The sequence below is a fragment of the Pradoshia sp. D12 genome (genome assembly GCF_008935075.1).
Taxonomy (GTDB): domain Bacteria; phylum Bacillota; class Bacilli; order Bacillales; family Pradoshiaceae; genus Pradoshia.
The window spans coordinates 944,398-966,124 of sequence record NZ_CP044545.1; the positions used below are offsets into that span (position 1 = coordinate 944,398).

23 protein-coding genes, 1 pseudogene and 2 riboswitches are annotated in these 21,727 nt (G+C 37.5%); of the genes and pseudogenes, 17 read left to right on the forward strand and 7 right to left on the reverse strand.

Annotation, left to right across the window (positions count from 1 at the left end):
• Nucleotides 1-86: 86 nt before the first annotated feature.
• Nucleotides 87-959, reverse strand: a complete 873-nt coding sequence (locus tag F7984_RS04660) for an SDR family oxidoreductase (RefSeq protein ID WP_066101576.1) — start codon at nt 957-959, stop codon at nt 87-89.
• A 209-nt stretch (nt 960-1,168) separates the two neighbouring features.
• Here F7984_RS04660 and F7984_RS19290 point away from each other — a divergent pair.
• Nucleotides 1,169-1,349 (forward strand): annotated as a pseudogene (locus tag F7984_RS19290) (hypothetical protein); the annotation flags it as partial.
• Between the two features lie 82 nt (nt 1,350-1,431).
• Here the strand turns inward: F7984_RS19290 and F7984_RS04670 are convergent.
• The 3 genes from F7984_RS04670 to F7984_RS04680 form a co-directional block, all read right to left on the reverse strand.
• Complete coding sequence (locus F7984_RS04670; RefSeq protein WP_140461149.1) at nt 1,432-1,923, reverse strand: YajQ family cyclic di-GMP-binding protein; 492 nt, start codon at nt 1,921-1,923, stop codon at nt 1,432-1,434.
• A 127-nt stretch (nt 1,924-2,050) separates the two neighbouring features.
• Nucleotides 2,051-2,185: a DUF3941 domain-containing protein gene (locus F7984_RS04675; RefSeq protein ID WP_077247962.1), complete on the reverse strand. Its 135-nt coding sequence runs from the start codon at nt 2,183-2,185 to the stop codon at nt 2,051-2,053.
• 87 nt (nt 2,186-2,272) lie between these two features.
• The gene (locus tag F7984_RS04680; protein WP_139891446.1) at nt 2,273-3,130 is read right to left on the reverse strand and encodes a DegV family protein; all 858 of its coding nucleotides are present in this window, start codon (nt 3,128-3,130) and stop codon (nt 2,273-2,275) included.
• Between the two features lie 135 nt (nt 3,131-3,265).
• Here F7984_RS04680 and F7984_RS04685 point away from each other — a divergent pair, with 135 nt between their 5' ends.
• The 14 genes from F7984_RS04685 to F7984_RS04750 all read left to right on the forward strand — a co-directional run bounded on the left by F7984_RS04685 (nt 3,266) and on the right by F7984_RS04750 (nt 18,722).
• A complete protein-coding gene (locus tag F7984_RS04685; RefSeq protein WP_066101567.1) occupies nt 3,266-4,108 on the forward strand; it encodes a YitT family protein in 843 nt (280 codons plus the stop codon).
• Nucleotides 4,109-4,566: 458 nt separating this feature from the next.
• Nucleotides 4,567-5,376, forward strand: a complete 810-nt coding sequence (locus F7984_RS04690) for a YveK family protein (protein ID WP_066101564.1) — start codon at nt 4,567-4,569, stop codon at nt 5,374-5,376.
• Nucleotides 5,366-6,055 (forward strand): CpsD/CapB family tyrosine-protein kinase, encoded by a 690-nt coding sequence (locus tag F7984_RS04695; protein ID WP_077247960.1) that lies wholly within the window; start codon nt 5,366-5,368, stop codon nt 6,053-6,055. The genes F7984_RS04690 and F7984_RS04695 overlap by 11 nt, the downstream gene beginning before the upstream one ends.
• Nucleotides 6,056-6,073: 18 nt before the next feature.
• Nucleotides 6,074-7,444 carry a sugar phosphate nucleotidyltransferase gene (locus tag F7984_RS04700; protein WP_139891445.1) on the forward strand — a complete coding sequence of 457 codons (1,371 nt, stop codon included), beginning with the start codon at nt 6,074-6,076 and terminating at the stop codon, nt 7,442-7,444.
• A 272-nt stretch (nt 7,445-7,716) separates the two neighbouring features.
• Entirely contained in the window at nt 7,717-8,388 is a 672-nt protein-coding gene (locus F7984_RS04705) for a sugar transferase (RefSeq protein WP_066102381.1), read from the forward strand.
• Between the two features lie 87 nt (nt 8,389-8,475).
• The gene (locus F7984_RS04710; protein ID WP_066101556.1) at nt 8,476-9,930 is read left to right on the forward strand and encodes an oligosaccharide flippase family protein; all 1,455 of its coding nucleotides are present in this window, start codon (nt 8,476-8,478) and stop codon (nt 9,928-9,930) included.
• 24 nt (nt 9,931-9,954) lie between these two features.
• Entirely contained in the window at nt 9,955-10,707 is a 753-nt protein-coding gene (locus tag F7984_RS04715) for a sugar phosphate nucleotidyltransferase (protein ID WP_140461150.1), read from the forward strand.
• Between the two features lie 84 nt (nt 10,708-10,791).
• Nucleotides 10,792-11,550: a WecB/TagA/CpsF family glycosyltransferase gene (locus tag F7984_RS04720; protein ID WP_140461151.1), complete on the forward strand. Its 759-nt coding sequence runs from the start codon at nt 10,792-10,794 to the stop codon at nt 11,548-11,550.
• Between the two features lie 13 nt (nt 11,551-11,563).
• On the forward strand, nt 11,564-12,481 hold the full coding sequence (locus F7984_RS04725) for a glycosyltransferase family 2 protein (RefSeq protein ID WP_066101547.1): 918 nt from the start codon (nt 11,564-11,566) through the stop codon (nt 12,479-12,481).
• A gap of 66 nt (nt 12,482-12,547) precedes the next feature.
• The gene (locus F7984_RS04730) at nt 12,548-13,192 is read left to right on the forward strand and encodes a CatB-related O-acetyltransferase (RefSeq protein ID WP_066101544.1); all 645 of its coding nucleotides are present in this window, start codon (nt 12,548-12,550) and stop codon (nt 13,190-13,192) included.
• Between the two features lie 59 nt (nt 13,193-13,251).
• The gene (locus F7984_RS04735) at nt 13,252-14,913 is read left to right on the forward strand and encodes a right-handed parallel beta-helix repeat-containing protein (RefSeq protein WP_140461152.1); all 1,662 of its coding nucleotides are present in this window, start codon (nt 13,252-13,254) and stop codon (nt 14,911-14,913) included.
• A 45-nt stretch (nt 14,914-14,958) separates the two neighbouring features.
• Nucleotides 14,959-16,395, forward strand: coding sequence for an O-antigen ligase family protein (locus F7984_RS04740; RefSeq protein WP_066101539.1), 1,437 nt, complete (start codon nt 14,959-14,961; stop codon nt 16,393-16,395).
• Nucleotides 16,392-17,555: an NAD(P)-dependent oxidoreductase gene (locus F7984_RS04745; protein ID WP_066101538.1), complete on the forward strand. Its 1,164-nt coding sequence runs from the start codon at nt 16,392-16,394 to the stop codon at nt 17,553-17,555. Before F7984_RS04740 ends, F7984_RS04745 begins: the two co-directional genes overlap by 4 nt.
• Before the next feature lie 27 nt (nt 17,556-17,582).
• On the forward strand, nt 17,583-18,722 hold the full coding sequence (locus tag F7984_RS04750) for a glycosyltransferase family 4 protein (protein WP_140461153.1): 1,140 nt from the start codon (nt 17,583-17,585) through the stop codon (nt 18,720-18,722).
• Nucleotides 18,723-18,769: 47 nt separating this feature from the next.
• On the opposite strand, the gene F7984_RS04755 is transcribed toward F7984_RS04750, so the two are convergent.
• The 3 genes from F7984_RS04755 to F7984_RS04765 form a co-directional block, all read right to left on the reverse strand.
• A complete protein-coding gene (locus F7984_RS04755) occupies nt 18,770-18,964 on the reverse strand; it encodes a DUF3813 domain-containing protein (RefSeq protein ID WP_066101532.1) in 195 nt (64 codons plus the stop codon).
• Nucleotides 18,965-19,105 (reverse strand): competence protein, encoded by a 141-nt coding sequence (locus F7984_RS04760; RefSeq protein WP_066101530.1) that lies wholly within the window; start codon nt 19,103-19,105, stop codon nt 18,965-18,967.
• 77 nt (nt 19,106-19,182) lie between these two features.
• Entirely contained in the window at nt 19,183-20,001 is an 819-nt protein-coding gene (locus F7984_RS04765; protein ID WP_066101526.1) for a Cof-type HAD-IIB family hydrolase, read from the reverse strand.
• A 130-nt stretch (nt 20,002-20,131) separates the two neighbouring features.
• Here F7984_RS04765 and F7984_RS04770 point away from each other — a divergent pair, with 130 nt between their 5' ends.
• Nucleotides 20,132-20,896 (forward strand): prolyl oligopeptidase family serine peptidase, encoded by a 765-nt coding sequence (locus F7984_RS04770; protein WP_066101523.1) that lies wholly within the window; start codon nt 20,132-20,134, stop codon nt 20,894-20,896.
• 71 nt (nt 20,897-20,967) lie between these two features.
• Nucleotides 20,968-21,276, forward strand: a complete 309-nt coding sequence (locus F7984_RS04775) for a metal-sulfur cluster assembly factor (RefSeq protein ID WP_066101520.1) — start codon at nt 20,968-20,970, stop codon at nt 21,274-21,276.
• Nucleotides 21,277-21,425: 149 nt separating this feature from the next.
• Nucleotides 21,426-21,527: riboswitch (TPP riboswitch) on the forward strand.
• A gap of 65 nt (nt 21,528-21,592) precedes the next feature.
• A riboswitch (TPP riboswitch) is annotated at nt 21,593-21,695 on the forward strand.
• Nucleotides 21,696-21,727 lie beyond the last annotated feature (32 nt).

The window sequence follows — 21,727 nt, forward strand, 5'->3', positions numbered from 1 at the left end:
AACTATATAGAAAGAAAATCAAAAAGGGTAACACCCTCAATTGAGAGTGTTACCCTGTCTTTGTGTATATGATCTAGAATCGTTAATTACCCATTCACAACAGAGCCGCCATTGACATGAAGGACCTGTCCGCTGACATAGCTGGAATCATCACTTGCCAAATAAACATAAGTTGGGGCTAATTCGGATGGTTGTCCAGCACGTCCAAGTGGAACGTTTTTACCAAATTCAGCCACTTTATCAGCCTCGAATGTAGCAGGAATTAATGGTGTCCAAATTGGTCCCGGTGCTACTGCATTCACGCGGATTCCTTTGCTGGCAATACTATTGGAAAGCGCACGTGTAAAGGATACAATGGCACCTTTCGTTGAAGAATAATCAATCAATTGTGCATTACCTTGATAGGCTGTTACAGAAGTTGTATTAATGATGGAGCTTCCTTTAGATAAGTGAGGAAGGACAGCTTTTGTTAAATAGAATTGTGAAAAGATATTGGTTCTAAATGTTTTTTCTAATTGTTCATCACTGATATCCAACAGGCTCTCCTGAGGATGCTGTTCAGCTGCGTTATTGACTAAGATATCAATTTTGCCGAATTCACTTTTAACTTTTTCGGCGACTTCGCGGCAAAAAGCACTGTCACCTATATCTCCAGCCAATAGCATGCATTGTACGCCTTCGTTTTCCACTAAATCTTTTGCTTTATTCGCATCCTCGTGTTCATTCAAATACACAATCGCAACATTGGCGCCTTCTTTAGCATAATAGTGGGCAACAGATCGGCCAATCCCACTGTCTCCGCCTGTGATAATCGCTACTTTTCCTTTTAATTTATCGCTGCCTTTATAATTTTCATCGACTTCTTTTGGTTCAGGATGCATTTCGTTTGTTACACCAGGTTGAGTATCCTGTTCTTGGGCTGGAAATCCATCTTTACCGATTTTTATATCTTCATTCATTTCACAACATCCTTTCCAATTAATGTTTCCCTATTGTTATTCCTCATTTATGGAAAAAGAAACATGGAAATAGGATTAAAGTTAAGGATGTTTTATTACTTACAAAAAAAGCACTGGAAAATAAGGTGTATGTAAAAAAATGTGATGATTTGCTGATTTTAATGTCGTTTTGTTAATGCTCAAAACAATAGGATCCAAGTAGTGATAGTGAAGAAATTCAGGATTTTTTAACCGAATTAAAAATAAACCCTTTGAGAAGGTTGGGCTATTAAGGGTAATGCTCACTGGATGGACTGAAAATTTTAAAGCATTAGAGAATAAGAGTTTTATTCCTGGGCTTCAGTGGGCATCACTGCACAAATAGTTCCCTATATTAAACCTGAAAAATAGAAAAAAGCCATCGTGTAGCCGATGGCTTTTTAGATGCAATTCAATATGCCTCTATAAGTAGCTCTTCAAACCTATGTAACTACTAGCGGAAGTTTATAAATTGAACTTCGATAGAGAGATCTGCGTCTCGAATGGCTGCAATAACTTGCTGAAGATCATCCTTGCTTTTTCCGGTCACACGGATTTGATCGTCCTGTATTTGGGATTTAACTTTGTTACCCACATTTTTAACAATTAAATTAATTTTCTTTGCGTTGTCTTTGTCTATACCTTGAACCAATTTAGCACGTTGGCGAACTGTGCCGCCTGAAGCGCCTTCCATTTTTCCGTAATCAAGGTTCTTAACGGGAACGCCCCGTTTAATGAGCTTGCTCATTAAAACATCCTTTAATTGCCCCATTTTGTAATCATCGTCAGAAACAAGCACGAGTTCCTCATTTTCCAGCTTAATATCACTTTTGCTACCTTTAAAATCATAACGTGTTTTTACTTCCTTCATTGCCATCGTTACAGCATTTGTTACTTCGGATAAGTCAATTTTTGAAACCACATCAAATGAGCTTTCTTTAGCCATACTATCCCTCCGTTTTTTAACTTTATTATAAAAAAAGCACTATATAAGTTCAATTACAAGTAAAAAAGAGGATTTTTTATTGAAATCCTCTTTATACACAGTTAATATGTTGAAATGGAGATTTTACTTATAAGTGATCAGTCTTTTTTGAAAAAGATTTTTTTCCGGCTTTTCGGTTTTTCTCTTCCTGAATATTTTTAATTTCATTTTTAGCTTGGTTATCTCTGGCTTTTTTATCATTATCTGAAGTATGATATCCCATGTGTGCTTGCCCCTTTGCAATTTATTTACTACGCATATGTGTAGTATGCTGCAAGTAGGGGAAAATATGTATACATCAGAATGTATTTCAGGATAGTTTATTTAAGAAAAATATCGCAATGGTACCTGGACCGGCATGAGCGCCAACAGTTGCACCGACTGATGAAATATATACTGATTTTGGTTGGAAATTTTCTTCAATTAATTGCTTGAATTCCATAGCTTTTTCGATATCATCGCCATGACTGATTCCAATTATTTGTTTATCTAATTGGTCTCCTCGTTCTTTCATTACATCGATGACGGCTTGCATCAGTTTTTTGCGGCCGCGGAATTTATCCAGTGGAACCAGTTTGCCATCTTCAACATTTAGCAGTGGCTTGATATTTAATAAACCGCCGAAAAAAGCAGATGTTTTGGAAATTCGGCCACCTCGAGCCAGGTATTCCAAATTGTCTACCGTAAATAAATGTTCCATATGGGAGGCTGAAAACTGTGCTGTTTCTTTCAGTTCTTCAAGACTGGCTCCTTTAGCGGCTTTGCGTACGGCTTCCATGACGACTAGGCCATAGCCTAAAGACGCGCATTTACTGTCGACAATTTCTAATTGAAGATCCGGGTACTCAGCTTTAACTTCGTCTCTCATCATAACAGCTGTTTGATAGGTACCGCTTAATTCGGAAGAAAATGCGACATAAAGTCCGGGTTGTTTATTTTTTGCCAGCTCTTCGAATTTTTCGTAAAAACTTTGTGGAGACACCTGTGATGTTTTGGGTGCTTTTCCTTCGCGCATGGCATCGTAGACTACTTTTGGTTTGATTGTAACTTGATCATCATATTCATTGTCATCAAGATGTACTTTTAATGGAAAAAGAATGATGTTGTTATCCTGGAAGTATTCTAATGGCAAATCGCTTGCACTATCAGCCAAAATTTGTACACTCATATAGACACCTACTTTTTTAAAATTTACTTAGTTTAATTATAAGTCTATTATCTTTTATAGAAAACAAAAATTGTTCACATATCTATCTATCATGGGGAATTTATTTTCAGTTGTCAACTTAAGGAGGAGCTAAATTTGGTTTGGAATGAAACAAAAAAAATACTGGCTGTTGTGGTTGGAGCTTTATTAAATGCAATCGCAATGAATTATTTCTTGATACCTGCAAACGTGTTTGCGAGTGGGTTCACGGGTACAGCCCAAATTATATCAGCAGCATTGGACATGTTTACGAATATTAATTTATCTACAGGTATATTATTACTTGCTCTTAATATTCCGATTGCTATTCTTGCATGGTTTAAGGTTGGAAGGTCTTTCACAGTGTACAGCTTTTTAGCTGTTGTATTAATGTCATTATTCTTAGAAATATTACCGGTACAATCCTATTCAGATGATATTATCCTAAATGCTGTTTTCGGCGGTGTAATTGGAGCGGCCGGTGTGGGAATCACACTGCGATTCGGTGCTTCCACTGGTGGTATGGATATCGTGGCAATGATTCTTTCTAGAATCAATGATAAGCCAATCGGCATTTACTTTTTAATGCTGAATGGAGCTATTGTAGCCATTGCGGGGCTTATGTATTCAGAAGAACAGGCACTTTATACATTAATTTCATTATATGTTTCTACGAGAGTAATTGATGCTATTCATACAAGACATATAAAAGTTACAGCTATGATTGTAACAAGACATGCAGATGAATTGAAGCAGGCGATTCATTCCAAGCTGGTACGCGGAATAACAATGATTCCTGCTGTTGGAGCCTTTACGGGCGAAGATAAAAATATGCTAATGATTGTGATAAGCCGTTATGAGCTATATGATTTACAGAGTGTTATTCAGGAAGTAGACCCACATGCATTTACAAATATCGTTCAATCTACCGGAGTTATCGGTTCTTTCCGGAAAGATTGACAAGGAATAAACCCTTTCCGTGTGCTTTAGAGCGAACGGAAAGGGTTTATTTTTGAATGTAGGATAAGAATGAAGATGCATAGAGAACTAACTATCCTCAATATAAAAAGCGCTTACAATAAATGCTTTTTTTTGCGAAAAACATTTATCTTATAAAAAAGCGAAGGTAAAGTAATTTAAATTATTTTGAAATGGTGTTAAGAAAACATGGCCAAGGGCTGTTCATTATAAATTATTACCTTTGATTATTAAATCGACTGGTGGATAAGTATATAAAAATACGAAAAGGCTTACATTCATTATTTAGAATCAATATAAACTGAAATACCCTAAAATAAATAAATTTTACCAAAATACAAATTTTGACAATTTAAACCCTTTTCTAATTCTAGGTTCTATACTACAATCAACAATAAGTTCTCTTTTGAGAACAAAAAAAGAAATGTATGGAGGTTGGGATGGAAGATACAGTAAGTTTTAAGGATATTTTAAGTGTATTAAAGAGACGGTTAGTACTTATTATTTTGATGACGTTAATAGCGGCTCTGGCCAGTGGCATTATTTCCTATCTCTTTTTATCTCCTTCGTATGAATCATCCACACAAATTCTTGTCAACGACACTATGAACACGAACGAACAACAAAATCAGGATAAGAAAACAAAAAAAGAGGACGCCAAAACTGATAGCAATGAAACTAATTTAATCGACCCTAATCAAGTCCGTGCGAATATTGAATTGATTCATACATACAGTATGTTGATCAAGAGCCAGGCTATTCTAGCAGATGTAATTAGTGAGCTCAGCCTTGACAGAAGCATCGATAAATTAAATGAGCAAGTCACAGTAAACACGACTCAAAATTCTCAAGTTGTTGAAATAGTCGTCAAGGATCAGGACCCTGTTCTGGCAGCGAAAATGGCCGATAGTATTGCGACAGTATTCCAGCAAGAGGTTACTACATTAATGAATATTGATAATATTCATATTCTCGCGAATGCAAATGTTGAAGAGCCTTATGGGATATTTAATCCAGATATGATTAGAAATGTACTGATTGGTTTTTCATTAGGCTTATTTTGTGCTATTGGGGTAGCTTTCTTGTTGGAGTACCTCGACCCTACAATCAGAGATGAAAAAGATATCCTTTATGAATTAGGTATACCGGTTATCGGAAATATCCCGGAAATTAAAGTTAGCAGCAAAAGCATGGAAAGGCAGATGGAGGACAGCCGGGTGAAAATAGGAGGACGTACATTTGAGTCGTAATAGAAATAAAGACTTGCTGGTGAGCAAGGAAAGAGCGAAATATGCACAAATTTATAAACAATCGATTGTGAGTGAGCAGTACAGATTGCTGCGCTCAAGCATAACGTTTTCTCGAATTGGTAAAGACATCCAGACTCTGCTTGTCACATCTCCAAACCACGGGGACGGCAAAACGACCACCGCCGCAAATCTGGGTATCGTGCTGGCCCAGCATGATAAAAAAGTCATCGTCATTGATGCTGATTTAAGAAGACCGAAGATTCATAAATTATTTGACCTTAAACAATCTGATGGCTTAACAGCTATTCTTGCTGGCAAAGCGACTGTGGATGAAGCTATATGCATTTCAGATATACCAAATCTCCATATCATCCAGAGCGGTCCCGTAACCAAAACATCGTACGAGCTCTTAACAGCAAATCGAATAGAGGACATTATCTCGATTCTAAGCCAGCAATATGACACCATAATATTTGATACTTCACCTATCTTGTATACCGCTGAAACGCAAATACTTGCTAATCTTTGTGAAGCTTCCATGCTGGTCGTGAAAAGCGGTCAGACATTAAAAGAAGATGCAAGAAAGGCAGTAAATGTTTTACAAGATTCCAAAGCGGAATTATTGGGAGCTTCATTAAATGGAAATCCAATAAAACCAAAGGCTTATCAATATAACTGATTATTAAGGAGTGGTTAAATGCAGGTTATCCTTTTATCTGGAGGATCGGGGCAAAGATTATGGCCTTTATCTAATGATTCACGTTCAAAGCAATTTCTGAAAGTATTGGAAGGGCATGATAAGACAAACGAATCAATGTCTCAGAGAGTATGGCGACAAATGGATGAAGTAGGACTAATGAAGTCGGCAGTTATTGCGACGAGTAAGAAACAAGTGGATATCCTGAAAAATCAGCTCGGCTCAAACGTTCCCCTTATTATTGAGCCAGAGCGGCGGGATACTTTTCCGGCAATTGCTCTTGCTGCCTCCTACCTATATTCGATCAAAGGAATCAGCCTAGATGAAGTAGTTTCCGTTTTGCCCATTGATTCTTACGTGGAAAATGATTTCTATGAATCTGTGAAAAAATTGGAGGATACGCTAAACACAACAGATTGCAGTATTGCTTTAATGGGAGTGGAACCAAGCTATCCTTCTACTAGTTTTGGCTACATCGTTCCAGAAAAGAAAAATGATGGGCTAGTTCTTGTTAGCCATTTTGTAGAAAAGCCGACAGAAGAGTATGCACAAAGATTGATAAAGGAAGAGGCATTATGGAATTGTGGTGTATTTGCATTTAAGTTAGGTTTTATGATTTCGATTTTAGAAGAAATGAATTTGCCTATAGAGTACGAACAGCTACAAAATGTCTATGAACTCCTGCCTAGTATTAGTTTTGATTTTGAAGTTGTCGAGAAAACGAAGAATATTGTCGCTCTCCCCTATAAAGGAATATGGAGGGACCTGGGGATTTGGAGCACCTTAACTGAGCAAATGATCGAGACTGTTCAAGGCTTAGGTGTTATTTGCCCAAAATCTCATAATACCCATATCATCAATGAGCTGGACATTCCAGTTGCGGTTCTTGGTATGCCAGATGCGGTGGTTGTCGCGAGCCCCGATGGCATCTTAGTTGCCAATAAAGGTTTGAGTCATGATCTTAAGAAATTCATATTTCATTTTAATCAAAGGCCGATGTATGAAGAGAGACGATGGGGGTCGTATAAAGTCCTTGATCAAACCGTCTATGATAATGGGACAGAAGTGCTCACAAAAAGAATAACCATTCATGCCGGCAGCAATTTAAGCTATCAGGAGCATAATAAGAGAAAGGAAGTTTGGACTATTCTCAAAGGTGAGGGTTCTTTGGTACTGAATGAATATATATACGATGTGAAGCCGGGAAGCGTAATTGAAATTCCAGCTGGCACAAGACATGCATTGAAAGCTATTTCCGACTTGGAATTAATTGAAGTTCAAAAAGGTAGTTCGCTGACGGAGGAAGATGTGCATAGAATTAGCATGGAATGGGATGAAATTCTTCCTATGATTAGCTCAGTGACTCTTTAGTACATTTATAGTTCGTTATTAAGAACAAAGAGAGCTATATAGAAACGTAATAGAAGGACTGAATATTCAAGCCAAAAGTAAAAGTAAGCATATTCATGGGAAAAAGAGTGAATGAAATTCTTTCTCTGATTAATTCAATCACTCTTTAGTATACCTATAAAATTCGTTATTGAGAACAAAAGGGGCTGGAATGGAAAAATAATTAAAGGACTGGAACAACTCAAACCAAAAGTAAAAGCCACCATATATCAGGGGAAAAAGGAGTGAATTCATTGATTTCTTCTAAGGCAGGGACTGCACAGGAAGCGTTCGCAGAACCGAATGAGCTTGATAACAAGAAATTATATCTAGTATCTAAAAGATACTTAGACATTATTCTAGCTGTAGTGGGTCTTCTGCTGTTAATTCCTGTATTTTTTATTGTAGCCGTCTTGATAAAAATTGAAGATCCTAAGGCTTCTGTGTTCTTTAAACAAATACGTGTAGGCAAGGATGGAAAAACATTCTGTATGTATAAGTTCAGATCTATGGTGATGAACGCAGAGCAACTGATAGAGACACTGCTCAATCAAAATGAGTCCAGTGGGGCTATTTTTAAAATGAAAGAGGATCCTAGGGTTACAAAAATAGGACGTTTTATTCGCAAGACGAGTATTGATGAATTGCCACAACTGTGGAATGTTTTGAAAGGAGAGATGAGTTTGGTCGGTCCCAGGCCGCCATTGCCGAGAGAGGTAGAAAGTTACTCTGACTATCATAAACAGCGTTTGTCCGTTATTCCCGGCTGTACAGGATTATGGCAGGTTACTGGTAGAAGCAGTGTCGGCTTTGAAAAAATGGTTGAGCTGGACCTTTATTATATTCGTAAGCGCCATTTCTTTTATGATATAAAAATCATTTGCAAAACGTTTATCGTAATGTTCTTTCCTAATAATGCTTATTAGGAAAGAACAATAAGAAAGAAGTGATAGTCATAAATAATATTTATGTTTTATATCGACTTATTCTAAATCGTACGGTGGGAGTTACTGATGATTAAAGAATCAATGTTGTTATCAATTAATCGATTTGCCAAATCAATTGTCCAAGTTTTTTTAACTATTCTTATAGCCAGATTACTGACCTTAACAGAAATGGGCCTTTATCAGCAAATCTTTTTGATTGCAGTAATGGTAGGTGCTTTTATTCCGTTTGAGATGCATACAACGTTCAGTTATTTCTTTAACAAAACGGATAATGAACGTGAAAAATCATTAGTGATAACCAATACGTTCTGGGTTTTGTTCATTCTTGGTGTACTGATGATTTTCGGCCTGTATACTCTATACAATATTGAGTTTTTATTAAAGGATAGCCCATTGCGCAAATATGAGATTTGGATTGGATTTTGGAGCTTTGCAACCATAATGGGCTGTTATTTAGAAAATTTGTTTGTTTCTATTAAGAGGGCTAAAATTTATAGCTTTATTAATTTATCTTATTATTTTGCCTATTTCCTGATTATTGGCTATACATTATATGCGACAAAGGAGCTACTCTTAACAATTAAACTGATTGCCCTGTTTGAAATCGTTAGAGTCATCATTTTGCATCTGTTTTTCCATAAGATTCATGGCATGTCTTTAAAAGGAGATCTGCCATTATTAAAACAGCAGCTTAAATATACAGCGGCAGTTGGAGCAGTAACAGCCATCGATGTGATTACACAGACAAGTGATAAAGTCATCATTTGGTTATTCTACTCAATAGAATTGTTTGCAATTTATTCAATATCATCAAAAGAGATTCCTTTCATGTCTATTATTACTGTAGCTGTTATAACAGCGATGCTACCAAGACTAGGTCGTTTATACAGCATACAAAGGCGGAAGCTAGAAGCCTTAAATCTCTGGTCAGAATCAAGCCGATTACTATCATTAGTCATGTTCCCTATTTTTTGGATTCTATTTTTCTATCATAAAGAGTTTATCGATCTTTTATACTCTGATACTTATTTAAGCGGATCCATCATCTTTTTAATATATTTAATGAAATTCCCGCTTCGCTTTACAGTTTTTTACACGCCTTTACTTATATCCGGTAATCAAAAGCTAGTTTTAAAAAACGCGCTTATCACGGTTATTTGCAATATCGTTCTAGGACTAGCATTGATGGGGTTATTTGGGTACATCGGGGTAGCTATAGCTTCTGTTATCTCATGTTTTATTAGTATTTACCTGCAGCAAAGAGATGTATGCAAAGTATTTGAAATTCGGCAAAGGGAGCTTCTACCCTACAGGTCAATTTTGATGACATTTGGAACCTCAGGTTTCACCGCAGGAGTGGTCTATTTAATTATCTCCTTTTTGCCTGGTCATCAATTTATCCATTTTTTTTCTGGCGGCATAATCACCATGCTGTTATGCATAGGGATCGCGCTAGTGAGAAAAGAAGTATCTATTCCCTTCTTATTCAATAAACCGATTGTTTTAAAGGTTAGGAGATAAAAAACTTAATAGGGAGTGTTGTAAATGAAAGGAATTATCCTTGCTGGAGGTACCGGATCGCGGCTTTATCCTTTAACAAAGGTCACCAATAAAAATCTGCTTCCAATCGGAAAATATCCAATGATTTATCATTCAGTTTATAAACTGAAGGAGTCCGGAATTGAAGAAATATTAATTGTAACGGGCAGAGAACATATGGGGGATGTAGTTGATTTGCTTGGCAGCGGCTTTGAATTTGGAGTTGAATTTTCTTATAAGGTGCAGGAAAAGGCCGGCGGTATAGCAGAGGCTCTTGGACTTGCTCGCGATTTCACTGAAAGTGAGAAAATGGTCGTCATTCTTGGAGACAATATTTTCACAGATACAATTCGACCTTATGTGCAGCATTTTGCGCAACAGGAGAGTGGCGCGAAAATTTTAATTAAAGAGGTTGAGGATCCAAAACGTTTCGGTGTTCCGGTTATATATGACGGCAGAATCATCGCGATAGAAGAAAAACCAATGGTACCAAAATCGAACTATGCAGTGACGGGCATTTATATGTACGATTCGACCGTTTATAGGATAATTGACCAGCTTACCCCATCAGCGCGAGGTGAAATGGAAATTACAGATGTCAATAATCACTATATTAAGGAGGGTTTACTGAAATTTGATGTGCTGAGAGGGCGGTGGACAGATGCTGGTACACATTCTTCTTATGCACAGGCTAATATAATGGCTCAAAATATGGATTTCAGCAATTTATTTGAAAAAGAAGCAGTGCTCATGAAATAAAATTCAGCAATCATAGATAGATTCATTGAGTTTATAATGAGCAGATAAATGGACTGAAAATAGGGGTTAAGGAGACTGATCCAAATGAAAAAGTCCCATTTGGGCAATGTTGCAATGGATATCTTTAATATAAAGGAAGGCTTATGTGTGATAGAATCCCGTCTCATAAACAAAAAGAAAGCAGCAATCTATTTCTTAAATGCCCATTGTTATAATATCGCGCAAAGGGACAATGATTACAGGGAAATCATCAATAGAGCTGACTTTTTGCTGAATGACGGCTTTGGGATTAGATTAGGAGCTAAGTTGTTCGGTATCCAGCTTAAGGAAAATTTGAATGGAACTGATTTTATCCCAATGCTGTTGCAATTAGCGAGCGAAAAAGAGTACAGTGTGTTTTTGCTTGGAGCAGGTCCTGGCGTTGCTGAACTAGCTAAACAAAATATACAGGCAGTAATGCCGAATATTAAGATTGTTGGACATCGGAGTGGATATTTTAGTGATGAAGAGAATCAAGAAGTTATTCAGCAGATTAACGATGTATCGCCAGATATCTTAATTGTTGGCAGAGGAGTGCCTATCCAAGAAAAATGGATTGACCGGAATAAAGATGCACTTGATGCTAGAGTCATACTTGGCGTTGGCGCTTATATTGATTTTGCATCAGGTCGGATCCCGCGTGCTCCTAAGCTTATAAGGACCTTGAAGATGGAATGGGTGTTCCGTCTTATGTTAGAACCGAGACGCATGTGGAGGAGATATTTGATTGGCAATTTCCAGTTTTTTTATTACACCGTCAAAAATAAGTTGTTAGTTAATCAGGAAGCGGAGATCCAACGCTAATAGAGGAAGGAATATGGTGCGTATGAAGCCAAAGGTTTGTACGATAATTGTGAATTTTAATGGTACGCAAGATACGATTGCTTGTTTGAAATCACTGAACAATATAACATATGCCAATCATGAAGTAGTTGTCGTAGATAATGCTTCAAAAGAGAATGCTAGTTTAAAAGAATTTATAGAAGAGTCCAGGTTCCATTTTCTTGAACTGGGTGGGAATCACGGATTCGCCGCTGGGAATAACAAAGGGATTCACTATGCGCTTAGCCATATTGCTGATATTGACTACTTTCTCTTACTAAACAATGATACAGAAGTTGATCCCTATTTTCTTGAACCGCTTGTAGCTGAATGTGAGAAGGATAAAGAAGTTGGTGCTTGTTGTTCCCATATCAATTACCACAGTAAACGCAATAAAACATGGTATGGGGGCGGAGATATAAAGTGGTTAACAGGACGAGTACTGCATAAAACATTGGAGAGGAATGGAAAAATAGCTAGTGATGAGAATTTTCTAACTGGTTGTGTGTTTTTATTTCCGGTGGACATTCTTGATAAAGTTGGGTACTTGAATGAAGATTATTTTCTTTATTATGAGGATGCAGCCTATAGTCTTGAAATAAGAAAGGCTGGATATAAATTACGATATGTCCCTGATTCACTTGTTTTTCACAAAATCTCAGCAACTACCGGCTATCGTTCACCTCTCTCCAATTATTACGGAACAAGAAATAATTTGCTGTTTATGTCCATTTATGCCAACAAGTTAAATTTTCTTCTATTTTTAATGTTCTTTATCGGCAAAAATTTTGTTAAATACTGTTGGTATATTTTAAGGGGCAAACAATTTAAAAAGGTTGCGTTTGCCATCCAAAAAGCATTCTCCGATTTTGCTGCGTCAGCAAGCGGAAAACGTGAATATCCTTTTATGTAATAAATAAAGGAGGAGCTCATTATCAAATTTTTATATGGTCTGATCCCCCATTCGCTGAAAAGGGGATTGAGAGTCTATATATTTAAGAAGAATAATAAGTCAGTATTTATTGGTCCTTATGTTGAAATAGATCCGGCAACAACAAAGGTCGGAAAAAATTGCGCAATAAATTTATACACAAGTATTTCGAAGACAACTATTGGTGATTACACCTATTTTTCTGCTAACTGTAGTATCATGCATGCCAATATAGGTTCCTTTTGTTCGATAGGTCCAGACAGTAAAATCGGTCTCGGCAGTCATCCGACTGACTTCATATCGACATCTCCCATTTTTTATTCCACCTCAAAAGTGGTTAATAATATCAATTGGGTAGATCGGGATTACCATGTGGAATTTAAGAAAGTGAATATTAGAGATAACGTCTGGATTGGGGCAAATGTCTTTATTATGAATGATATCGAGATAGGTGAAGGAGCGATTTGTGCCGCAGGTTCTGTCATTACAAAGGATGTTCCACCTTATTCCATAGTGGGAGGAATACCTGCAAAAGTATTAAAATATCGCTTTGATGCCAATACGATTGAACAGTTGCTAGAGTTACGATTATACCAAAGAAGTGAAGAATGGCTTAAGGAAAATTTATGCGGTGCCATTACACCGGAAGAATTGCTAAATAAGGAAGTCACTAAGACGAAATCAATAATTTAAGAATACAAAGATTTGACTGAATTTATTAAATGGCAATCCACTAAAAGGGAGTAGACTAAATGATGCCCATACTTATACAAGTTCGTTTGACTTCACTATTGAAGGATACGAAATTTTGGTTAGTTATCTTGATTGTTATGAGTGCTCTTTTTTTTCTAGCTGTCCAAATCAAGCCCCCTGATAAGACAGATGGATTGCCAGAATCATCAGTTGATGAGGTGGCCAAGTCAATCGACCTTCAAGAGGAGATCGACCAGGTGAGTGCCAATGGGGGAGGGATTGTTAACGTGCCTAAAGGCGTTTACGAAGTCGATACAAAAATTATTTTAAAGTCAAATGTCCACTTAAAAGGTGAAGGGATAGGAAAAACCATTCTTAAGCTAAATCTAGAAAAGAGTAAAGGTACACCGGATGATTCTTCTATTCTCGTATCAGAATCGAATGCTCAAAATATTAAAATCAGTGCTTTAACATTTAATGGGGAGAAGGAAAAACGGGAAAAGCAAATTAATGACGGATATTCTCATACAGTTGTTTTGCAATTTGTGGATGGCTTTGATATTAGCGAGGTTGAAGTTGTTCGTTCTCCTAGTGCCTCTATCATGCTCTTTAATACGAAAAACGGAAAGGTCAGAGATTCAAGAATCATTGATGGGGGCTCAAATGGAATAATCGGGTTGCAGAGTACGGAAAATGTCCAAATCATGAATAATATCATCAACCACACCGATCATCAAAATGGTATATTCATCAGTTATCAGGAAGGAAAGTCCAGTCATAATATCACCATTGAGGGAAATAAGGTCGATGATGCCGGTGATTTTGGGATTGAAGTCGGGCATCTTGTTGAAGACGGCCATGAGCAGCATGAAAATATTGTTGTTCGAAATAATGAAGTGACTGGCTCACGGAATTCAGGGATTGCCTTTCGCACAGTCAGCGATGGGGTAATTGAAAACAATACAATTAAAGGCTATGGAAAAACAGGCGGATACGGTGGAGATGGCATCTTTGTAGAAGGCTGGAAGAATAAGTCCGTAAATGTCAAAGTTTTGAATAATAGGGTTGAGCAAACATATAACACTGGTGATGCCAATGCTATTTACGTGACAGGAATGGACAATACAATCATTGAAAATAATGAAATCATCGCCAGCAGAGGGAAAGGTTTATTCATTCAAGCATCCAAGATTGGAAAGCAGACAGGAGATTTTCCAGATGGAATCAGGCAATTCAATGACATTACTGTTCAGGGTAATCGGATTGCTGATGGGCGTAAGGAAGGAATCCACATCCAAGGTTATAAGGCGCACGGAATCAGCATTTCTGATAACGAAATCAGCCATAACCAGTCGACGGGACTCTTCATTGCAAATTTAAACGTAATGAGCTCTGGTCTTGAAGTAAGAAAAAATCAAATAAGTGAAAATGGGCTGGCTGGGATTGAAATGTATAGCCAGGAGGATTTTCTCCTTGAAGGGAATTATTTAAAAAATAATGGAAAAAAATCCGAGGAACTGAAGAACCGATCTGCAGTCGTTCTCTCTCATGTTGGAAATGGCAATCTTAATCAAAATACATATGAAGATGACCAAAAATTGCCGACGCAGAAATATTATTTACAGATAGCAGAAGCTACAGCAACAGTCAGTCAAGAAAATATGGACTTCATTGGTACTAATCCAAGATTAAGAAATAGTACGGCCCATTACTTAGAATAGTCATTGGAAATCATAACGGTGGAGTTCCTAAAAGGAGGGGGATCGGTGAACAGCTTGCTCATGAACACCAATAATCGGCAGTTTATTCAAATAGCAATGGCGGTCATTCTTGCGATGGTCGTTGGAGTCTTTGCTGCCTTACCGCTTGTCTATTTACCTATCATCATATTGATTATAGCGGTCATTTTTTTCTTTCCATTATCAGTTGAGAGAATTTTCACCTTCATTGCCCTGTCCATTTTTATTGACCGATCGTTTATTACCTTTCAGGGATCATATATACGGATCTTTCAAATATTGTTTCTAGCATTATTTTTAAAGTTTGCGATTGAATATTTGCTCTCTAGACGGGAAATTGTACATGCCCCCTTATTTATCCTGATTAATTTATGGGTCTTCAGCTATTTTTTTAGTATTGGCCATTTAATCAGTGTGGGGGATTTCTGGGAATCTGTCGTTGGGCAACTATTTTTGAACCTATTCTATTTTATTTCTGTGCAATGCATCTATAGTAAAGGACTTTCTTACTTTGACAAGATTTTGAAATACACCATTATTTCGGGTGTTATTGTAACTTTTGTCGGAATCCTGCAATGGATTGGATTCTTTTTTGGATTTGAATTTGGGCTCAGCCATTATGAAGAGATAGGAATTCCTAGACCTTCATCATTTGCCCATGAACCTGACTGGTATGGCTTATTTGCCGGATATTCCGCTGTCTGGTTTGTCGTGATGTATTTAAGAAAGGATTCCCGTTTATTTTCACAGCTCTTTATTTTGATTGGCATGTTTATGTGTTTTGTAGGTGTATTTATCAGTATGGCCAGAGCAAGCATTCTATCCTTAATTGTAGCAATACTCTTTATTTTAATTATCACAAAAAATATGAGAGCGATTAAACTGCTTGCCAGTTCAGCCATTATTATGATTGTGGGGGCGATGGTACTCTTCATCATAAACCAGGACATTTTCATGAAGGTATATGATCGCTTCAATCCAAGCACAAGTCTTGAAACCGACCAGGGAGCAGCAGACAGCCGGTTTGCATCAATCCAGCTGATGCTTGATTATATCCCGAAGCATCCGCTAGTCGGCAATGGCAGCGGCGGAATGTCGGAATTATCAATGAGAGATGATATTAGGCAGGAGTATATTTATGGAGGGGAATTAAACGCTGGGAAAGGGAATGCCAATATTTTTTTAACCGTATTGTTTGATACGGGTATCATTGGTCTGATTATTTTCCTGCTGATTCTTGGAAGGGCCGCCTGGATGATTCTGTCTGTTTATCATAAATCTAATTTCATACCTCTTGGCTTTTTAGCAGCTAGTATTTTTATCTTAGTTGATTTCAATTTCAATAATGGATTTAGAATGGGATTCGTGTGGTTTCATGCTGCTTTAATTGCAAGCTATTTCCTTCTCATAAGAAAAGAAAAGAGAAGACTTAATACCATACCGGGGGGAGAATTGGATAGATGATGAAACAAAGAGTGGGCATTATCGGAAGCGGGTTTATTGGGAAAGGTTTAGTAAATGCACTACATTTATTTAATGATATAGAAGTGACAAAGGTATTAACAAGAAGTAGGGTAGATACTCGAGGAGATTACCGATATCCTGATTTACTGACCCATTCAGTCGATGAGGTGATTGAGCATTCAGATGTAATTGTTGAGTGTACAGGGGATGTTTTGTTTGGCACCGATATGATTGCTAAGGTGATGGAAGCAGGAATTCCTGTCGTGACAATGAATACGGAGCTGCAAGTTACAACAGGCTCCTATTTTGCCAAACGAGGTTACATTACAGAAGCAGAAGGAGACCAGCCTGGTTGTTTGGCGGCTTTAAGAGAAAATGTTCTTCAGATGGGATTTGAACCAATGGTTTTTGGCAATATAAAAGGATTTTTAAATCCTAATCCTTCACCCAAGGATATGCTTTATTGGTCGAATAGAAATAAAATCAGCTTAGAGATGGTTACCTCGTTTACTGATGGAACGAAAGTGGAGTTTGAACAAACACTTGTGGCAAATGGGCTTAATACAAAGTTTTTGCCATCAGGGATAATGGGAATAAGCGCGGAAGATTTACAGGAGGGGGCTAATGCACTCGCATTAGAAGCCGATCAATTAGGATATCCAATCAGCGATTATGTTCTGTCGTCAAAGGCTCCTGCTGGGGTATTTATTACGGCTAAGCATTTGGATATGCAGGGGCAGCGTAATGCACTTCAATATATGAAGCTAGGGGATGGTCCTTATTATACGATTATCCAGCCTTTTCATTTATGCCATCTTGAAGTGGTCAAAACAATAAGAAGGGTTTTTGAAAAGAAAGAAGTATTATTAAATAATAGCTGTTTTCCATCCTATAGCATGGGATCGATTGCTAAGAAGAAGCTGAATATTGGAACTGTCATCAATAGAGGCATTGGAAGTTTTGAAGTGAGAGGGAAAGCGTTAAAGATTGAAGATGAGCCTAACCATATACCAATTGGACTCTTAGATTCGGTAAGGATTATAAAACCTGTAGAAGAAGGGGAAATACTGACCTTCTCACATGTTGAAATAGACGATAGTCTGGCCTATAGGGCATGGATGGAAATAAAAGAACAGTCCATATTATTGCAGGAAATTTAATGAATATATGAGAGGATGTGAATCATCATGAGAGTTCTCCATGTCATCAGACAATACAAACCAGTTATTGGCGGTATGGAAAATTATGTGGAAAACTTGGCCGTCCACCTAAAAGAAAGAGGGATTTATTCGGAAGTATTAACGTTAAATGCAGATTTTTCAAATGGTGAAAAATTTTCCGATTCTGCCATTATAAATGGGATTAAAATCAAGAGAATTCCTTATTTCGGTTCGCGGAGATATCCTATTGCGTTATCTGCTGTCAACTATATCTCTGAATTTGATTTAATTCATATCCATGGGGTTGATTTCCTGCTCGATTACTTAGCTGGATTAAAACCATTTCATAAAAAAACGATGATTCTCTCTACACATGGCGGGTTCTTTCACACGAAGAAGTTTTACCTTTATAAAAAGCTTCACTTCCATACTGTAACGAAGTATAGTTTGAAGAATATGAAATGGATTGTCGCTGTCAGTGAAAATGATTATAAATCATTTCGACCAATCTGTCCTGAGAGGCTAGATTTGATTGAATGCGGAATAAACTTTGACCATTATCATACGATTGCAGAGGAAAATGGGTACCCGAATCGGTTTATCTTTGTTGGAAGATTCTCGAAGAACAAACGAATAGACAAGCTTCTGCTTTTGATTAAGAAGCTGAAGGTAGAATTCCCAGATGTGCACCTATCCATTGTGGGAAGGGATTATGATAACTTAAAGGGAGAGTTAGAGAAACTTATCGATGAATATGAAATTGGAAATCATGTGGCTATTTGTGAGGCATTATCTGAAGAGGAACTCCTCGAGGAAATGGCCAAGGCGTCCTATTTTATATCCGCTTCCGAATATGAAGGTTTTGGGTTATCTTCATTAGAGGCGATGGCAGCGGGAAGGGTAGCATTGCTGAACAATATCCCCTCCTTTGAAAAAATGATTCAGGATGGCAAGAATGGCTATTTGTTGTCTTTCGATGATGTCGATTCTGTTGAACAAAAGGTTAAGGAAGTTTTATTCAACAAAGATATGGAAAAAGTCAGGCGGGCAGGAGTAGAGAAGGCTAGGCAAAATTCTTGGGGAGCAGTAGTGGAAAGGTTCATTGATTTGTATGAATCTATTCATAAAGAGGCAAATGATACCCATTCAAAATTGGCAAGCAAGTGAAATAAAGAGAGGGCGCAAGGAGTGTACCTTGGTGCCCTCTCTTTTTATTATTGAATGCTGTTTTCTAGGGAGTCAAGCACATCTTGCATTTGATGGAGTTGCGCCTGCTCAGCCAGTGTTGAATTCGCAAATGCAGAAGATAGCTCATTGCGTGCTTTAGTGATTAGTTCCTGTTGATTAGAGCTTTCTATCTGTGCCAATTCCACAGCTTTTTGAGCCCGACTAAATAATTCATTGCGCATTTACAGTCCTCCACAGGTAGAAGAATCTTGATTCTCTTCAGCCTCAGCCATCGTTAAACGATATGGGAATCGCTCACTATGTTTAGACACAGCCGTTTTACCTTGTTGAACAAAGCGCTTTGATTTATTTCTTTTTCCCATGGAAGTACCTCCTGCATTCAAGGTGTGACTCGAAAGGAAGAGTCATATCTATCATAACCAGACGGAGATTATGTTAGTCACGCAGATTTTATATTAAATTTCTCTTCAAGGAAGACTGCAATTCCATCTTCCTCATTTGATAATGTAATGTGATTAGCAACATTTTTCAGCTGTTCAATACCATTTCCCATGGCTACGCCGGTTCCTACATAATCAAGCATTTCTAGATCATTATCTTCATCGCCAAATGCGATAATATTTTTTCTGGAAATTCCTAAATCTTTTGATACCAAATCAACACCAACTGCTTTGCTCATTCCATTTCTAACGATTTCGATGACATGCCATGGATCTGCCCAGCGTCTGTGATCAATGACTTCAGCATGGACATCCGAAAGGTGTTTCCTGATTCCGGCGACATCATTTTCATCGGAATGAATAAGCATCGAAGTAGGGGAAGCCTGTAGAAATTGGCGTAGATCACCTGTAGTTATATTGCTGCTGCCGTGATGCAAAATATCAATTAATTTTTCATCATGGTAATGGAAATACACATCATCCTTTACCTCGGCAATAATATTGTGTAAACGATAATCGTCCATAGCTTCCACAATGTCTTTTGCCACTTTTATATCTAGCGGCGAATGATGCATGCCCCAGCCTGTATGGAGGGGATGGTGAATAAAAGCTCCATTAAAATTCACAATCGGGGTTTTAAATTGCATTTCACGATAATAAGGTTCACTGGATCGGTATGGTCTCCCAGTAGCAATCATCACTTCATGACCATTATTTTGTAATGTTTGCAATACTTTTTTAGTACGTGGAGAAATGGTTTTATCATCTTTCAATAATGTTCCATCTAGATCAAGTACAATTAAATGTTTATCTGACATATGGCTCTCCTTCTAAAATTATAAGTTGAATTAATTCCATTTAGATTCCTATTTTATATATCATAACAAGTATAGCCGTTTAATGGTATCGTTTGGTTTGTAAAAAAATATATAGAGAAGGGGAATAATAATGATACAAGTAGAGAAAGTATATGTTGAACATATTCCAATGCTTATAGTAGGTAAGCAGGATATGAATAATGTACCTCTCCCCGGATTTATTTTTCTTCACGGTTTTACCAGTGCAAAAGAGCATAATCTGCACTATGCTTATCTTCTGGCGGAAAAGGGGTTTAGAGTATTTTTGCCTGAAGCATACTTGCACGGTGAACGAGAGGAACGGGACATGAAGAAGGATTTATCGAGTTCATTTTGGAAAATTGTTATTTCCTCTATAAAAGAATTGCATATGATCAAAAAATATATTACAGAGCATGGATTAGCGATTTATGATTGTATTGGTCTTGGCGGTACATCTATGGGTGCAATCACGACACTTGGCGCACTAACTCAATATGATTGGATTCGTGTGGGAGTCAGTCTGATGGGAAACCCGGAATATAAAGAGTTTGCGCAGTATCAAGTGGAGGAATTTGAAAAACAGGGGATTGATTTAGGGTTTACGGAGGAAGAGAAATTGAAAGTATTCAGTACTCTTGAAGAACTTGATTTATCCTTGCAGCCCGATAAACTAAATAATCGCCCTCTTTTCTTCTGGCATGGGGAAAAGGATCCTATTGTACCGATTGCAGGTGGCCGTGCGTTTGTTGAAAACCTCCAGGAAAAAGTAGATTCTGGCAGAATTACTTACATATCTGATAAGACGGCCGGTCATGCTGTTACTAGAAGTGGATTACTGCAGGCCGTTAACTGGATAGAAGAGAATCTTGTATAAGGATTAAGAATGGTCAGATTAAGTGAAATTTGGTAGGATTGAAACAAGAACGTTGAGGAAGGAGATTTAACATGGATCAAGATATGAAAGATAGCCTTATGAGTGCATTGGAAGAAGTTTTGGACCCTGAATTGGGAATTGATATAGTAAACCTAGGCCTAGTCTATAATGTCGATATGACCGACGAAGGCGATGTGACAGTAACGATGACCTTAACCGCGATGGGCTGTCCATTGGCAGGTACCATTGTCGATCAAGTACGTTATGCATTAAAGGAATTGCCTGAAGTGAAAAACGTAGAAGTAGACATTGTTTGGACACCGGCATGGACAAAGGATCGTATGTCACGTTATGCGAAAATTGCCTTGGGTATACAATAATAAAGATTGAATATATTTGGAGAGCTGAGTTTAAGGCTCTCTTTTTTATGAAAAAAATATCTTTAAGATATTCAAATATCAACTGGGTTAATAGAATCGGTTGGTCCTATTGGAATTGGTTTTTATTTCTGATAAAGTTAAAATAATCAAATTATTTGCAGGGGGACTCTTGTTACGAGTTGAGAAGGTTAAAACCTGACCCTTTGAACCTGTCAGTTAATACTGGCGCAGGGAGCATGAAGTACATAAGTCTACTCGATATGTGCGAAAAGCTCTTTTAAGATGTATAGAAGAGCTTTTTTGTTTCCAATTAAATAGTTGATTGCGGGGGGACTCAAATTGCGAGTTGAGAAGGTTAAAACCTGACCCTTTGAACCTGTACAGTTAATACTGACGTAGGGAGCGATAACATCACTTTGTTGATGCGAGACCCTTTTTTAGTATAGGAAAT

What these genes read in the sequence shown, in the direction of transcription:
- F7984_RS04680 (WP_139891446.1), bottom strand. Translation starts at nt 3,130, where the DNA reads ATGAGTGTACAAATTTTGGCTGATAGTGCAAGCGATTTGCCATTAGAA.
- F7984_RS04675 (WP_077247962.1), bottom strand. Translation starts at nt 2,185, where the DNA reads ATGGGATATCATACTTCAGATAATGATAAAAAAGCCAGAGATAACCAA.
- F7984_RS04770 (WP_066101523.1), top strand. Translation starts at nt 20,132, where the DNA reads ATGATACAAGTAGAGAAAGTATATGTTGAACATATTCCAATGCTTATA.
- F7984_RS04690 (WP_066101564.1), top strand. Translation starts at nt 4,567, where the DNA reads ATGGAAGATACAGTAAGTTTTAAGGATATTTTAAGTGTATTAAAGAGA.
- F7984_RS04745 (WP_066101538.1), top strand. Translation starts at nt 16,392, where the DNA reads ATGATGAAACAAAGAGTGGGCATTATCGGAAGCGGGTTTATTGGGAAA.
- F7984_RS04710 (WP_066101556.1), top strand. Translation starts at nt 8,476, where the DNA reads ATGATTAAAGAATCAATGTTGTTATCAATTAATCGATTTGCCAAATCA.
- F7984_RS04775 (WP_066101520.1), top strand. Translation starts at nt 20,968, where the DNA reads ATGGATCAAGATATGAAAGATAGCCTTATGAGTGCATTGGAAGAAGTT.
- F7984_RS04760 (WP_066101530.1), bottom strand. Translation starts at nt 19,105, where the DNA reads ATGGGAAAAAGAAATAAATCAAAGCGCTTTGTTCAACAAGGTAAAACG.
- F7984_RS04660 (WP_066101576.1), bottom strand. Translation starts at nt 959, where the DNA reads ATGAATGAAGATATAAAAATCGGTAAAGATGGATTTCCAGCCCAAGAA.
- F7984_RS04765 (WP_066101526.1), bottom strand. Translation starts at nt 20,001, where the DNA reads ATGTCAGATAAACATTTAATTGTACTTGATCTAGATGGAACATTATTG.
- F7984_RS04720 (WP_140461151.1), top strand. Translation starts at nt 10,792, where the DNA reads ATGAAAAAGTCCCATTTGGGCAATGTTGCAATGGATATCTTTAATATA.
- F7984_RS04715 (WP_140461150.1), top strand. Translation starts at nt 9,955, where the DNA reads ATGAAAGGAATTATCCTTGCTGGAGGTACCGGATCGCGGCTTTATCCT.
- F7984_RS04670 (WP_140461149.1), bottom strand. Translation starts at nt 1,923, where the DNA reads ATGGCTAAAGAAAGCTCATTTGATGTGGTTTCAAAAATTGACTTATCC.
- F7984_RS04755 (WP_066101532.1), bottom strand. Translation starts at nt 18,964, where the DNA reads ATGCGCAATGAATTATTTAGTCGGGCTCAAAAAGCTGTGGAATTGGCA.
- F7984_RS04750 (WP_140461153.1), top strand. Translation starts at nt 17,583, where the DNA reads ATGAGAGTTCTCCATGTCATCAGACAATACAAACCAGTTATTGGCGGT.
- F7984_RS04700 (WP_139891445.1), top strand. Translation starts at nt 6,074, where the DNA reads ATGCAGGTTATCCTTTTATCTGGAGGATCGGGGCAAAGATTATGGCCT.
- F7984_RS04725 (WP_066101547.1), top strand. Translation starts at nt 11,564, where the DNA reads ATGGTGCGTATGAAGCCAAAGGTTTGTACGATAATTGTGAATTTTAAT.
- F7984_RS04735 (WP_140461152.1), top strand. Translation starts at nt 13,252, where the DNA reads ATGATGCCCATACTTATACAAGTTCGTTTGACTTCACTATTGAAGGAT.